Genomic DNA, 13,282 nt, shown 5'->3' with positions numbered 1-13,282 from the left:
GGGGACTCTGGATTGCTTCGCTGCGCTCGCAATGACGGAGGATGGAACGTCGTTCCCACCTGACACCTTCGTCGCGGCCGCTTCGGACCGGCAGATTGAGCCCGCCCCACGCATCGACTATGGTTCCCGCCCCAAGCTGGAACCATGCCCATGACAAAGACCGCCGCGCAACGCTTTGCCGCCCCCGCCCTCGACACCCTGCCCGACGACATCCGTAAGCGCCTCCTTGCCGTGCAGGAGAAGAGCGGCTTCGTCCCGAACGTGTTCCTGACGCTGGCCTATCGCCCCGACGAGTTCCGCGCCTTCTTCGCCTATCACGACGCGCTGATGGAGAAGGACGGCGGCCTCACCAAGGCCGAGCGCGAGATGATCGTGGTGGCGACGTCGGCGGCCAACCAGTGCCAATATTGCGTGATCGCCCATGGCGCGATCCTGCGCATCCGCGCCAAGAACCCTGTGATCGCCGACCAGGTCGCCATCAACTACCGCAAGGCCGATATCACGCCGCGGCAGAAGGCGATGCTCGATTTCGCCATGAAGGTCTCGGTAGACGCGCAGCGGATTTCCGAGAACGATTTCGCCGCTCTCGCGCCGCACGGCTTCAGCGACGATGATATCTGGGACATCGCCGCGATCTCGGCCTTCTTCGCGCTGTCGAACCGGCTGGCGAATTTCACGGGCATGCGGCCGAACGAGGAGTTCTATCTGATGGGCCGCCTGCCGAAGACGTGATCGAGGCGCCATGACCGAGCTCGATTGGCCCGAAATCCTGCTGCGCCTCGGCACGGCCACGCTTGCCGGCGGCGCGATCGGCCTCAACCGCGACCTGCACGGCAAGCCGATCGGGCTGAAGACGCTCGGCATCGTCGGGCTCTCCACCGCGAGCGTGGTTCTGCTCGCATTGCAGCTCGCCGAACCGGCCAGGGTCGTCGACGCCGCCAGCCGTGTCATCCAGGGCATCCTCACCGGCATCGGCTTTCTCGGCGCCGGCGTCATCGTGCACCAAAGCACCGGGTTTCGCGTTCGAGGCCTCACTAGCGCCGCCTGCACTTTCCTTGCCGCCTGCCTCGGCATCGTCTGCGGCGCCGGACAATGGAAGATCGTCGTCGTCGCCCTGGCGCTGGCCTTCGTGCTGCTGACGATTGGCCGCCGCCTCGAGCGCCGGCTGCATCGTGCGCTTGGCGGCAAGGAAGATCCGCAGCGGACGGAGACCTCGCCGAGCTCGGGTCAGCGGGAGAGCGATTAGAATCGCAACCGTCGGCCCCAAAACGGCTTCAGCAGTTCGAGCGCCGTGAGCACCAGCACTCCCGCGCCGAGCGTGATCATCAAATCGTCAAGATGCAGGGGACCGAAGCGAAACAGGCCTGAGGCCGGCGGCCAGAACAAGGCTGTGGCGAGAACGAGCGCAATCAAGAGGAAGATCCAGAGCAATGCCGCGTTCGGACGGAAGAAGGCAGACAAGAAGGATGCGCTGAAGGATCGATTGACCAGCACCAGCGCGAGGACGCAGACGACGAGCGCGATGAATGCGAGGGTGCGAGCCTCCTCGGGCGGAAGGCCGGAACGAAGCGCTGCGACGAAGATCACGGCGATCAAGGCGAAGGCCATCGTGCCTTGCAGAACGCTCCAGGCGATCAGGGGCCACGAGAACAGCTCCGCATCGGCACGCCGCGGCGGACGCTTCATGACGTCGCGCTCCTCCCGCTCGGCCTCGAACACCAGCGAGCAGACGGGATCGATGATCAGCTCCAGAAAGGCGATGTGCACCGGGCCGAGCACCAGCGGCAGCCCGAACACCAGGGGAAGCAGCGCAAGACCCGCGATCGGCACGTGGACGGCAAAGATAAAGGCCATGGCCTTGCGCAGATTGTCGTAGATCCGGCGACCGAGGCGGATGGATGCGACGATGGAGCTGAAGTCGTCGTCGAGCAGGACGATCGAGGATGCCTCGCGAGCGACGTCGGTGCCGCGGCCACCCATCGCGATTCCGATATGGGCGGCCTTCAGCGACGGCGCGTCGTTGACGCCGTCGCCCGTCATCGCGACGATCTCGCCGCTGCGCTTCAGCGCCTGCACGATCCGCAGCTTCTGCTCCGGCAGAACCCGCGCGAAGACGTTAACCTTCCTGACGAGTGCCTCGAGCTCGCGGTCGTCAGCGAGCTTGACCTGCTCCCCGGTCGCGACCTCATCGACGTCGAGCCCGGCTTGCGCGGCGATCGCCATGGCGGTCGCCGGATAGTCGCCCGTGATCATGATGACGCGGATGCCGGCCGAACGGCATTCGCGAACCGCCTCCGGAACATGAGGCCGCAACGGATCGGCAAGCCCGACCAGGCCAACGAAACGAAATACAAAAGCCTCCTGGGATGCCGGCAGGGAAGCCTCATCGCAAACGGCAACCGCCATCCCCAGCACCCGGAGCCCGTCCTTCGCCATGGCCCCGACGGCAGCTTGCACGGCCTCCCGATCGGCCTCGTTCAGCCTGCACAGGCGCGCAATCGCTTCCGGCGCGCCCTTGGCGCATGCGACGAGGTCCGCCCCTCCGGCTGTCCGCCAAACCTGGGTCATGGCCAGCAGCTCGGGGCGCAGACCATAGGTGCGCACCAGCGTCCGCTCGCCATCCATCGCGTCGCCGTCCCGCAGGACACCACGCGCGAACGAATGCAGCGCCTTCTCCATCGGATCGAACGGCTCCGGAGAGCTTGCCAGTGCCCCGCAGCGCGCCAGCTCTGCGAATTCGCGCCCGACCTGATCCGGTCCGGACGCCTCCGCGCGCAGGCGCGCGCCGTCCAGCAGGCGCAGCTCGGCGACCGACATCTGATTCTGCGTCAGCGTTCCGGTCTTGTCGGTGCACAGGACTGTTGCTGAGCCGAGGACCTCGATGGCGGCGGCGCGCCGCGTCAGGACGCGGGCCTGCGAAATCCGCCACGCACCCATTGCCATGAACACCGTGAGCACGACGCCGAATTCTTCCGGAAGCATCGACATACCGATGGCGACGCCTGCCAGCAGCGCCTGCAGCCAGTCGCCGCGCGAGACGCCGTAGAGCACAATCGCGGCCAGGCTGATGATGGTGCCGCCGAGGAAGCAGAGCCGCACCAGCCTTGCGGTCTGTTGCTGAAGCCGCGGCGGCTCGGCCCGCAAGCCGCGAAGCGACAGCCCGATCTTCCCGATCTCGCTGCGCGGCCCGGTGGCCTCGACCAGCGCCAACCCCTCGCCGCGCACGACGAGCGAGCCGGAATACACGAATGGCTGATCCTCGCCGCCGGGCCGGTGAGCGGCCGCCGTGACCTTGTCGGCGGTCTTCTTGCGGACGGGCACCGACTCGCCGGTCAGCAGGGACTCGTCGATCTGCAAGTCCCGCGCTTCGACGAGCGCGGCGTCGGCGGGAACGCGATCGCCTTCACCGAGGACGAGAAGGTCGCCCTGCACGACCTCGCGGCCGGCAATTCGCCGGCGCGCACCGTCACGCACCACCAGCGCCCGCGGGCTGGTCAGATCGCGCAAGGCTTCCAGCACGCGCTCGGTTCGGGTTTCCTGCACCACCGTGATCACGATGGACATTGCCCCGAACGCCAGCAGAATCACCGCCTCCTTGAGATCGCCGAGCACGAGGTAGATCAGCCCGCCGCAGAGCAGCAGCAGCAGCATCGGCTCGCGCAGCACTTCCACCACGATACGCAGCGGACTGCGTCGTTCCGGCCGAGTCAGTTCGTTGGGGCCGTCTGCCGCGAGCCTCGCCCGCGCCTCGGTCTCACTCAGACCAGCCGCACCTCCGCGTTGCACCTCGCTCACGGTTTCCGCCGCAGGCTCCAGAAGCTGCCGGCACCGACGATTGCGGTGGCGAGCAGGACGGCGACGAAGGTCTGGATGATGGTGAAGTTCAGCGCGTCACGCGCGACGAACAGCGCCGTGATCGCGCCGGCGAGGACAAAGAGAATGCGAAAGATGACGCTCATGGCCGTGCCTCCAAGATCTGCATGACAAGATCTGCATGACTTGGAGCCCGGGCCCTCGGCATCGGGGCGCAACGCTGTCTCTGCAACCATGCAGGCAGACCTTAGCCGGTCAGGGCGAGGCAGGTTTGCGACAGGTCAAACCTGACCCGGCCATCATCGGTCGACGACTGCGACGTGATGTCCACCCAGCAGCCAACAGTCAACAGCCGCTGCATCGCTCACGGCCGCGAGGCGTATGCGGCTAGCGCTTCGCCATCAACTCGAGCGCCGGAGCAAAGCGCTCCGCGAACGTCAACGTCTTGGCGTGGTGGACTGCGGCGAAGGATGCAGAGATTCCCGCCGAAGCGACCGCGAGCAAGCCAACTACGAAAGCCAGACGGCGCATGTTCGCCTCCTGTGTGAGCTCGACTACCCCATAGAGATGGGACGGCTCTGTTTCAGGACGGTTTCGTGGGCGCGGAAATTGATTTCGCTCAAGCGGCTGTGATGAGATCCGGCTTATCTGGGTGCATTGAGTAACCAACTAACTGGGGCCGACGTGTTTTGGAGCGGCGGCCGTGTTGGGAATTACCCGCAGCAGCATTCGCCGGAATGGGAGTCATCAAGGACTACGCAAATGAAGATCGTGATCCAGAAGCTCAATGGCCTGTGGCATCTCATCGTCGGATCGAGCCAGATCCGAACGCCCTTCCTGGATACCCAGGACCGCGCGCTGGTGGTAACTTACGCCCGCCGGGCCTACCCCGGCGCCAGGATCTTCCAGCGCGACTGACGTGAATACCCTCAGTCGTCGTCCGCCGGGCCGCACCAGCCGGGCAGATAGATCGCATTCTTGCTTCTGGCCGCGGCCATCGCCTTCTCGAGCGCATTATCGAAATCGGCCTCCACCGCCTTGCGCGAGACCTGCCGGCGCAGGAAGTCGGCCCACAGGAATTCGGAGAACGGCGTGGTGTCCTTGGCGAAGCCGCCCATGCGGCGCAATTCGCCGGCAAGACTGCGGAACGGATCGTCCTTGAGATCGGCGACGGATTTCGGCAGGTCGCGGAACGAGCGCCGCTCGCCCTTGGCGTCGTAAGGATAGACCCAGCGCTTGTTGTCCATGACGCCCCAGAACGCCTCGCGCTCCACCATCCTGAGATCGCCGACGACGGTCACCAGAACCTCCCTGACGCCTTCATCGTGCAGCGCGCGGCCGAGGTGATGATGGTCGATCACGTAGTAGCGCGCGTCGGGGCCGTAAACGACGGGGATCATGTGCTTGCCGAGCAGATCCGCCTGCTTCTTCTTGCCGTGCTCGCGCCAGCGCCTGCGCTTCTCCTTGACCTCGCGCATGCCGACCGTCATCTGCGTCGGCCGGAGCGACAGGATCGGAACCGGATGCACTCTCGGCTCGCGCGCGTTGGTCGTGGTCATGATCGAGGCCCCTGGCAGCAACGAACGGTTCGGGTTCCCGCGACTATGCCACGGGTCCCGCGGTGGCAAAATCCGTTCGGAAGACGCGCAGATCACAAGTCGATGCCGACCGGTAAAAAGACGTCCTCAATGGCTGTCGCTATGCCCGCGTTGCAGCGCAACGCTCGCGACGGACACGATGGCCCGTTGCTGGATCGCGGCACACCGGTCCATGCGCAAAATAGTACGAACGCACAAATGCATCCTGGCATTGCAAAGATTTACTGCAACGCGTGCCTCACCTATGCTATCTAGATCGCTGCTTCGGAGTGATCCCCGCCCCATGAACAATCAGCGGCCCATAAGCTCTGATGAGGAGCACCGGGTGCTCCAGTTCAGGCCGCGCACCCCGCCTTCTCCAAGGGTCCAGCGCGGCAATGGCTCCGTGCAACCGCTCCGCGGCACGCCCGAACGGCTGGACCTGTCACGCTACGAGCAGCCGCGTGCCGAGCCCGACAATTACCGGCAGCGCATGCTTGCCAACATCGCAGCGCTCGCCTTCACCATCGCGCTGACGGCGATCGGGATCTGGCTCGCGGTCAGCATCGCCGACCTGCGCCGGACCCAGGATTGCGTGCTGATGGGCCGCCGCGACTGCGTCAAGATCACGACGCCGCATATTTAGGGACCGGCCCGGCACGTACCTCGCGGCGGACGGACCCAGCCGGCATCCCCAGCCACGTCCGATGCTGTCCCCGGAGGCCTGCCCGGCTCCATTGAACTCAAGGCGGCGCTCCGATATACGGGCTTTCGACCCGGCCAGAGGGGGGTTTGAGGGCGTCATCAGGGGCGCGATGCCCAGCCACCGTGCCACTCTGGACAATCTGACAAATACCTACAATATATCAAAGGCTTAGTGATGTCATCCACATTCGATCAGGTCGCCACGATCATCGCTGAAACCTGCGACATCCCGCGCGACACGATCACGCCGGATAGCCATGCCATCGATGACCTCGGCATCGACAGCCTCGATTTTCTCGACATCGCCTTCGCGATCGACAAGCAGTTCGGCATCAAGCTGCCGCTGGAGAAGTGGACTCAGGAGGTCAACGACGGCAAGGCGACCACCGAGCAATATTTCGTGCTGAAGAACCTGTGCGCCCGCATCGACGAACTGGTTGCGGCCAAGGGCGCGAGCGCCTAAGGGCGCAGTCATGCAACTCGAATACTTCCACATGATCGATCGCATCGTCGACCTCAAGGTCGACGAGAAGACGATCGTCGTCGAAGCGCAGGTCCCGCAGGAAAGCACCATCTTCGAGGGGCACTTCCCGGGTTATCCCTTGATGCCCGGCGTGCTCCTGATCGAATCGATGGCGCAGGCCTCGGGCTGGCTTCAACTCGGCGTGTTCCGATTCGAACGCATGCCGATCCTGGCCGCCGTGAAGGAGGCCAAGGTCCGCGGCTCGGTCTTCCCCGGCGACCTCATGAGCATCGAGGCGAGCCTCACCCATGAAGGCTCCGGCTATGCCATGACCGAGGCCAAGATCCGGGTCGGCGGCAAGCTGCGCGCCAATTCGGCGCTGACCTTCACGCTGATTCCCTTCCCCAATGCGGATATGCGCGGATACATGGCGAAGGTCGCCGAGCGCGTCGGCTTTCCGCAACAGGCCGTATCGTCATGACTGACACTCCCGCTTTGAAGCCGGGCCAGACCGAGGTCTGGATCACCGGCATTGGGCTCGCCACCTCGCTCGGCGAGGGCCTCGACGCCAATTGGGCCGCGCTTTCCGAGAAGCGCATCAATGTCGACGAGAAGGGCTTTGCGCCCTACATCGTGCATCCCTTGATGCCGGTATCCTTCGACAGCCAGATCCCGAAGAAGGGCGACCAGCGCCAGATGGAAGCCTGGCAGCGCATCGGCACCTATGCCGCCGGTCTTGCGCTCGATTCCGCCGGCATCAAAGGCAACAAGGACATCCTGTCGAAGATCGACATGGTGGTCGCCGCGGGCGGCGGCGAGCGCGACATCAACGTCGACAGCGGCATTCTCACCGCCGAGGCCAAGGGCGCCAACGCGCCGGGCTTCCTCAACGAACGGCTGATGAGCGATCTCCGGCCGACGCTGTTCCTGGCCCAGCTCTCCAACCTGCTTGCCGGCAACATCGCCATCGTGCACGGTCTCGGCGGCACCTCGCGCACCTTCATGGGCGAAGAGGTCGCCGGCGCCGATGCCGCCCGCATCGCGCTCGCGCGCATCGCCTCGGGCGAGAGCGACATCGCGCTGGTCGGCGGATCGCACAACGGCGAGCGCAAGGACTTGCTCGTCCTCTACGAATTCGGCGATTTCAACCTGAAGGACAAGTTCGCGCCCGTGTGGGCGCGCAAGGACCATCCCGGCTTCGCGCTCGGCTCGGCCGGCGCCTTCCTGGTGCTGGAGTCGAAGGCGCATGCGGAAGCGCGCGGCGCCAAGCCGTTCGCCAAGCTGTCGAGCGTCGTCGCCGACCTCGCCAAGCGCAAGCAGCCTGGCGACATGACCGCGACGCTCGAGAAGCTGTGGGCCAAGCTGCCCAGGCGCGAGGGCAAGGGCGCGATCATCACCGGCGCGACCGGGGCGGAGCCTGCGACCTCGGACGAGCGTGACTTCCTGAAGAACCATGCCGACTTTCCGGTGCGCTCGACCGGCACGGTGTTCGGCCACGCCATGGAAACGCAATTCCCGCTCGGCATTGCCCTCGCCGCATTGTCGATCTCGCGCGGCGCGCTGTTCCCGCCGAATGATTCCACGGGGACCGAGATTGAAATGCAGGGCGCGCCCACCCAGATCGTGGTGGTGGGAGCCGGACACTGGCGCGGCGAAGGCATGGCGCTGGTCGAGGCGGTTTAATCAGCTCAAGCGGGGATCGACATGACTGCACCACGCGACAAACTCGGGCGTCCCGTCGTCGTCGTCACCGGCATGGGCATCATGACCTCGCTCGGCGCCGGCAAATCCGACAATTGGGCAAAGCTCGTCGCCGGCGAATCCGGTATCCGCACGATCACGCGTTTTCCGATCGACGGTCTCAAGACCACGATGGCCGGAACGGTCGATTTCGTCAGCGCCGATCCGTTCTCTTCCACCGCTCTGTCCGAGCGGATGGCCGAGCTGGTGACGCAGGAAGCGCTGGAGCAGGCCGGCATCGGCGCCAAGGCCGATTTCCCGGGTCCGCTTTTCCTCGCGGTGGCGCCGGTCGAGGTTGAATGGCCGCAGCGTCGCGAGCTCGGTCGCGCCGTCGGCCAGCAAGACATCACCTATGACGATCTGCTCCGCATCTCCGGCGGCGGCAAGTTTAGCGCCTATCATCATCGCTTCATGTTCGGCTCGGTTGCCGCCTATCTTGCCGAGACCTTCGGCACCAAGGGCTCGCCGATCTCGCTGTCGACGGCGTGCGCGTCCGGAGCCACCTCGATCCAGCTCGGCGTCGAGGCGATCCGCCGCGGCGAGACGGACGCAGCGCTTTGCGTCGCGACCGACGGCACCGTGAACCCGGAAGCGCTGGTGCGCTTCTCGCTGCTCTCGGCGCTGTCGACCCAGAACGATCCGCCGCAGGCGGCCTCCCGTCCCTTCTCCAAGAACCGCGACGGTTTTGTCATGGCGGAAGGCGCCGGCGCGCTGGTGTTGGAGAGCTATGAAGCCGCCACCGCGCGCGGCGCAAAAATTCTCGGCGTGATCGCCGGCTGCGGCGAGCTCACCGATTCCTTCCACCGCACCCGCTCCTCGCCCGACGGCAAGCCGATCATCGGCTGCATGAACAAGACGCTGGCCGATGCCGGCATGACGCCGGATCAGATCGACCACATCAACGCGCACGGCACCGCGACGCCCGAGAACGACAAGATGGAGTTCAACACGACGTCGGCCGTTTTCGGCGAGCTCGCGCAGAAGATTCCGGTTACCTCCAACAAGTCGATGGTCGGCCACACCATCTCTGCCGCCGGCGCAGTCGAGGCGATCTTCTCGCTGCTCACGCTCGAGCATCAGCGCATTCCGCCGACCATCAACTACGACAATCCGGATCCCACGATCCTGTTCGACGTCGTCGGCAACAAGGCGCGCGATGCTCGCGTGACCGCGGTGATGTCGAACTCGTTCGGCTTCGGCGGCCAGAACGCTTCGCTGATCCTGACCCGCGAACCGGCCTGACCGGACGCATGGCGCTGCTTCCTGCGAGCACGAAGGCCCGCGCGCGGGAGGCTGCCAAATCGCTCGGCGGCAGCCTGATCGGCGCCGCGACTGTCGCGATGCTGCGCACCACGCGCTATTTCGATCCGGCCAAGACCTCGGACTTCTTCGCGCGTGCCGTCAAGCTGATCGGGCCGCGCCTGCGCGAGCACCGCATCGGCCGCGCCAACCTCACCGCCGCCTTCCCCGAGAAGTCACCGGAGGAGATCGAACGGATCCTGATGGGCGTCTGGGACAATCTCGGCCGCGTCGGCGCCGAGTTCGCCCATATCGACCAGGTCTGGGATTACGCCCGCGATGTCCCCGAGAAGAGTCGCATCGAGATTTCCGCGCGCAGCATCGAGCTGTTCGACCAGATCCGCGACGACGGCAAGCCGGCGCTGATCTTCGCCGCACATCTTGCGAACTGGGAATTGCCGGCGCTCGCCGCGGTCGCGCATGGCCTGGACACCGCGATTCTCTATCGCCGCCCGAACATCGCCTCGGCCGATCGCATCATCCAGGAGATGCGCCAGGTCAACATGGGCACGCTGATCCCGGCCGGCCGCGACGCGCCGCTGCGGCTCGCGCAGGCGCTGAAGGACGGCAAGCACGTCGCCATGCTGATCGACCAGTATCTGACAGCCGGCGTCGAGGTCACGTTCTTCGGCCGCAAGACCCGCGCCAATCCGATGCTGGCGCGCCTCTTGCGCCAGGTCGAATGCCCAATCCACGGCGTGCGCATCATCCGCCTGCCCGACGGCCGCTTCCGCGGCGAGCTGACCGAGGAGATCCCGCCGGTGCGCGATGCCGACGGCAGGATCGACATCCAGGGCACCACGCAGGCGATCACGAGCGTGGTGGAAAGCTGGGTACGAGAACATCCCGAGCAGTGGCTGTGGCTGCATCGCAGGTGGCGGTAAATACTCCGTCATTGCGAGCGCAGCGAAGCAATCCAGAATCGTTCCACGGAAGCAGTCTGGATTGCTTCGTCGCTTCGCTCCTCGCAATGACAGGCGCTACTACCGCCCCGTCTTCACCTTGGTCCAGAGCCGGTTGATGATCCGCTGCGTCGCCGGCTCGCGCGCCGTGATGACGAACAGTTTTGCCAGCGTCGCCTCGTCCGGATAGATGTTCTTGTCATCAAGGATTTTCGGATCGACCAGCTTCTGGCTCGCGAGATTGCCGCTCGCGTAGGACAGGAAGTCCGAGTTCTTGGCGGCAACGTCCGGGCGATAGAGATAGTTGATCAGCTCGTAGGCTTCCCTAACATTCTTGGCATCCGCGGGGATCGCGAGATTGTCGAAGAACATCTGCGCGCCCTCCTTCGGAATGGTGTAGCCGATCTCGACGCCGCTTTTGGCTTCCGCGGCGCGGGCGCGGGCCTGCATGATGTCACCGGACCAGCCGACCACGAAGCAGATCTCGCCGGTGGCGAGCGCGCTTAGATATTCGGACGAGTGAAACTTGCGTACGGAGGGGCGGACTTTCGCCACGGCATCGGCGGCCTTTTCCAGGTCCGCGTGCTTGGTCGAGTTCGGATCGAGCCCGAGCCAGCTCAGCGCCGCCGGGAAGATGTCGTCGGCGGAGTCGAGCATGTGGACGCCGCAGTCCTTGAACTTGGCGAGGTTCTCCGGCTTGAAGACGATGTCCCAGCTGTCGATCTTCGCATCAGCCCCAAGGATCTGCTTCACCTTGGCGATGTTGTAGCCGATGCCCGTCGTGCCCCACATGTAGTTGGCGGCGTAGACATTGCCGGGGTCGTAGGTGGCGAGGCGCTGCGTCACCACCGGCCAGGCATTGGCGAGGTTCGGGAGCTTCGACTTGTCGAGCTTCTGGAAGATATTGGCCTTGATCTGGCGCTGCAGGAAATAAGCGGTGGGCACCACGACGTCATAACCGGACTTGCCGGCCATCAGGCGCGTCTCCAGCGTCTCGTTGGCGTCGAAGGTATCGTAGACGACCTTGATGCCGGTCTCCTTGGTGAAGGCCTCAAGGACGTCAGGCGCCATGTAGTTGGACCAGTTGTAGAAGTTGACGACCCGCTCCTCGGCCCCGGCGGGGGCGGAGAGCAACGTCAGTGCCGCAGCGATCGCGAAACCAAGCCTGAGGCGGCCGACGTTCGTCATCTCGATCTACCTCTTGCGTCCACGCACCGCATCCGACAGCCGCTCCAGCGCGGTGTCGAGCGTTTGGTCCTTCTTGGCAAAGCAGAAGCGCACCACCGAGGTCACGGGGTCCTGCTCGTAGAAGGCCGAGACCGGAATCGCCGCGACCTTGTAGTCCTTCACGATGCGCCAGCAGAACTCAGTGTCACTCTCGTTGAGCCCGAGCGGCGACAGGTCGACGGTGAGGAAGTAGGTGCCTTGCGACTTCAGCACGGGGAAGCCGAGGCTCTCCAGTCCCTTGGTCAGCCGGTCCCTGCTCCGCGTCAGGTCCTTGCGCATCGACAGGAAGTAGTCGTCGGACTTGCCGAGCCCATAGGCGACCGCGGCCTGCAGGTTCGGCGCGGTGGTGAAGGTCAGGAACTGGTGCACCTTGGCCGCGACGCGGAGCAGCGGTGGCGCCGCGCAGACGAAGCCGATCTTCCAGCCCGTCAGCGAGAAGATCTTGCCGGCCGAGCCGACCTTGATGGTGCGCTCGCGCATGCCGGGAATGGTGATCAGCGGGATATGCTTGTGCTCGTCGAAGGTGACGTGCTCCCAGACCTCGTCGCAGATCGCGATGACGTCGAACTCCTGGCAGTAGCGCGCCAAGACCTCGAGGTCCTCGCGCGGATAGACCACCGCGCTGGGATTTAAGGGGTTGTTGAAGAGCACCGCCTTGGTCTTTGAATTGAACACGCTTTTCAGCATGTCTTCATTCAGCCGCCAGTGCGGCGGCTCGAGACGCACCAAGCGCGGAATGCCACCGGCCTGGCGGATGATCGGCAGATAGGAATCGTACACCGGCTGGAAACAGACCACCTCGTCGCCGGGCTGGACCACCGCGAGGATCGCCGAGGTCAGCGCCTCGGTCCCGCCGGAGGTGACCATCACCTCGCTCATCGGATCGAGCTTGAGGCCGTGCCAATGGCCGTAATGGGTCGCAATCGCCTGGCGCAGCTCCGGCAGGCCCATCATCGAGGGGTACTGGTTGTAGCCGTTCAGCGAGGCCTCGGCCGCGGCGCGGCGGATGTCCTCGGGGCCGGGATCGTCGGGAAAGCCCTGGCCGAGATTAATCGCATTGTTGTCGCGCGCGGCCTGCGACATCGCCTCGAAGATGGTGACGGGAAGGTCGGCGAAGACCTTGTTCAGCGAAGAGCTCTTGGTCGTCATTGCGCGGTTAGCCACCGACCTTGCTGGGAAGCCCGGCCGCCTTCCAGCCCAGCATGCCGCCGGCCAGATGCTTGTCGTAAGACAGGCCCGCCGCCTGTGCCGCCAGCGAGGCTGTCACCGAGCGCTTGCCCGAACGGCAGGCGAACACGACTTCCTTGCCGGCCGGATCGGGGATCGCCTTGGGATCGAAGGTCGAGAGCGGAACCACGACGCCGTAAGGGTACGCCTCGGCCTCGACCTCGTTCGGCTCACGGACGTCGACGAGCAGATAGCGCCCTTCCGCGACACCCTTGGCGACCTCGTCCGGGGTCAGATCCTGCACTTGATTTGCCACATCATCCTCCAACGTCGCGGGCCGCATGCCGGGGCGATCCCGGCCGGCGGCAACCTCGCCTCTCAGGAGACGA

At 65.1% G+C, this 13,282-nt stretch carries 16 protein-coding genes; 9 read left to right on the top strand and 7 right to left on the bottom strand.

All coding sequences use genetic code 11. From position 1 onward, the window contains the following. Positions 1-150 precede the first annotated feature (150 nt). Together I6F12_RS06910 and I6F12_RS06905 are read left to right on the top strand one after the other, a co-directional pair. Positions 151-732, top strand: a complete 582-nt coding sequence (locus I6F12_RS06910; protein ID WP_225155835.1) for a peroxidase-related enzyme — start codon at positions 151-153, stop codon at positions 730-732. 10 nt (positions 733-742) lie between these two features. Beyond that, positions 743-1,246 (top strand): MgtC/SapB family protein, encoded by a 504-nt coding sequence (locus tag I6F12_RS06905; RefSeq protein WP_225155834.1) that lies wholly within the window; start codon positions 743-745, stop codon positions 1,244-1,246. On the opposite strand, the gene I6F12_RS06900 is transcribed toward I6F12_RS06905, so the two are convergent. From I6F12_RS06900 to I6F12_RS06890, 3 genes are all read right to left on the bottom strand, one after another. Then, positions 1,243-3,795 (bottom strand): cation-translocating P-type ATPase, encoded by a 2,553-nt coding sequence (locus I6F12_RS06900; protein ID WP_225155833.1) that lies wholly within the window; start codon positions 3,793-3,795, stop codon positions 1,243-1,245. The two genes, I6F12_RS06905 and I6F12_RS06900, sit on opposite strands and share 4 nt — an antisense overlap. Continuing rightward, complete coding sequence (locus I6F12_RS06895; RefSeq protein ID WP_167361653.1) at positions 3,792-3,959, bottom strand: hypothetical protein; 168 nt, start codon at positions 3,957-3,959, stop codon at positions 3,792-3,794. Before I6F12_RS06895 ends, I6F12_RS06900 begins: the two co-directional genes overlap by 4 nt. 241 nt (positions 3,960-4,200) lie before the next feature. Further along, the gene (locus I6F12_RS06890) at positions 4,201-4,344 is read right to left on the bottom strand and encodes a hypothetical protein (protein WP_167361652.1); all 144 of its coding nucleotides are present in this window, start codon (positions 4,342-4,344) and stop codon (positions 4,201-4,203) included. A 231-nt stretch (positions 4,345-4,575) separates the two neighbouring features. Here I6F12_RS06890 and I6F12_RS06885 point away from each other — a divergent pair, with 231 nt between their 5' ends. Continuing rightward, entirely contained in the window at positions 4,576-4,731 is a 156-nt protein-coding gene (locus I6F12_RS06885) for a hypothetical protein (protein WP_165637160.1), read from the top strand. A gap of 11 nt (positions 4,732-4,742) precedes the next feature. Here I6F12_RS06885 and I6F12_RS06880 read toward each other — a convergent pair whose 3' ends face one another. Continuing rightward, the gene (locus I6F12_RS06880) at positions 4,743-5,372 is read right to left on the bottom strand and encodes a ParB-like protein (RefSeq protein ID WP_036022321.1); all 630 of its coding nucleotides are present in this window, start codon (positions 5,370-5,372) and stop codon (positions 4,743-4,745) included. A gap of 322 nt (positions 5,373-5,694) precedes the next feature. Between I6F12_RS06880 and I6F12_RS06875 the strand changes: the two genes are divergently transcribed. The 6 genes from I6F12_RS06875 to I6F12_RS06850 all read left to right on the top strand — a co-directional run bounded on the left by I6F12_RS06875 (position 5,695) and on the right by I6F12_RS06850 (position 10,481). Continuing rightward, complete coding sequence (locus I6F12_RS06875) at positions 5,695-6,036, top strand: hypothetical protein (RefSeq protein ID WP_036001385.1); 342 nt, start codon at positions 5,695-5,697, stop codon at positions 6,034-6,036. Positions 6,037-6,270: 234 nt separating this feature from the next. Then, a complete protein-coding gene (locus I6F12_RS06870; protein ID WP_007592476.1) occupies positions 6,271-6,558 on the top strand; it encodes an acyl carrier protein in 288 nt (95 codons plus the stop codon). A 10-nt stretch (positions 6,559-6,568) separates the two neighbouring features. Continuing rightward, positions 6,569-7,039: a 3-hydroxyacyl-ACP dehydratase FabZ family protein gene (locus I6F12_RS06865; RefSeq protein WP_036001387.1), complete on the top strand. Its 471-nt coding sequence runs from the start codon at positions 6,569-6,571 to the stop codon at positions 7,037-7,039. Continuing rightward, entirely contained in the window at positions 7,036-8,241 is a 1,206-nt protein-coding gene (locus I6F12_RS06860; protein ID WP_036001390.1) for a beta-ketoacyl-ACP synthase, read from the top strand. The genes I6F12_RS06865 and I6F12_RS06860 overlap by 4 nt, the downstream gene beginning before the upstream one ends. 21 nt (positions 8,242-8,262) lie before the next feature. Further along, positions 8,263-9,540: a beta-ketoacyl-ACP synthase gene (locus I6F12_RS06855; protein ID WP_036001392.1), complete on the top strand. Its 1,278-nt coding sequence runs from the start codon at positions 8,263-8,265 to the stop codon at positions 9,538-9,540. 8 nt (positions 9,541-9,548) lie between these two features. Further along, positions 9,549-10,481 carry a lipid A biosynthesis lauroyl acyltransferase gene (locus I6F12_RS06850; RefSeq protein WP_225155832.1) on the top strand — a complete coding sequence of 311 codons (933 nt, stop codon included), beginning with the start codon at positions 9,549-9,551 and terminating at the stop codon, positions 10,479-10,481. 99 nt (positions 10,482-10,580) lie between these two features. On the opposite strand, the gene I6F12_RS06845 is transcribed toward I6F12_RS06850, so the two are convergent. The 3 genes from I6F12_RS06845 to I6F12_RS06835 are packed head-to-tail and all read right to left on the bottom strand — an operon-like array spanning position 10,581 to position 13,236. Next, a complete protein-coding gene (locus I6F12_RS06845) occupies positions 10,581-11,687 on the bottom strand; it encodes a polyamine ABC transporter substrate-binding protein (protein WP_225155831.1) in 1,107 nt (368 codons plus the stop codon). 6 nt (positions 11,688-11,693) lie between these two features. Beyond that, positions 11,694-12,875, bottom strand: coding sequence for an aminotransferase (locus I6F12_RS06840; RefSeq protein ID WP_225155830.1), 1,182 nt, complete (start codon positions 12,873-12,875; stop codon positions 11,694-11,696). A 7-nt stretch (positions 12,876-12,882) separates the two neighbouring features. Next, the gene (locus I6F12_RS06835) at positions 12,883-13,236 is read right to left on the bottom strand and encodes a rhodanese-like domain-containing protein (RefSeq protein WP_225155829.1); all 354 of its coding nucleotides are present in this window, start codon (positions 13,234-13,236) and stop codon (positions 12,883-12,885) included. Positions 13,237-13,282: the final 46 nt, after the last annotated feature.

The organism is Bradyrhizobium sp. IC4059 (assembly GCF_020193615.1).
Lineage (GTDB): Bacteria > Pseudomonadota > Alphaproteobacteria > Rhizobiales > Xanthobacteraceae > Bradyrhizobium > Bradyrhizobium yuanmingense.
Note: the sequence above shows the minus strand (reverse complement) of the source record. Positions and strands in the feature narration are given on the sequence as shown.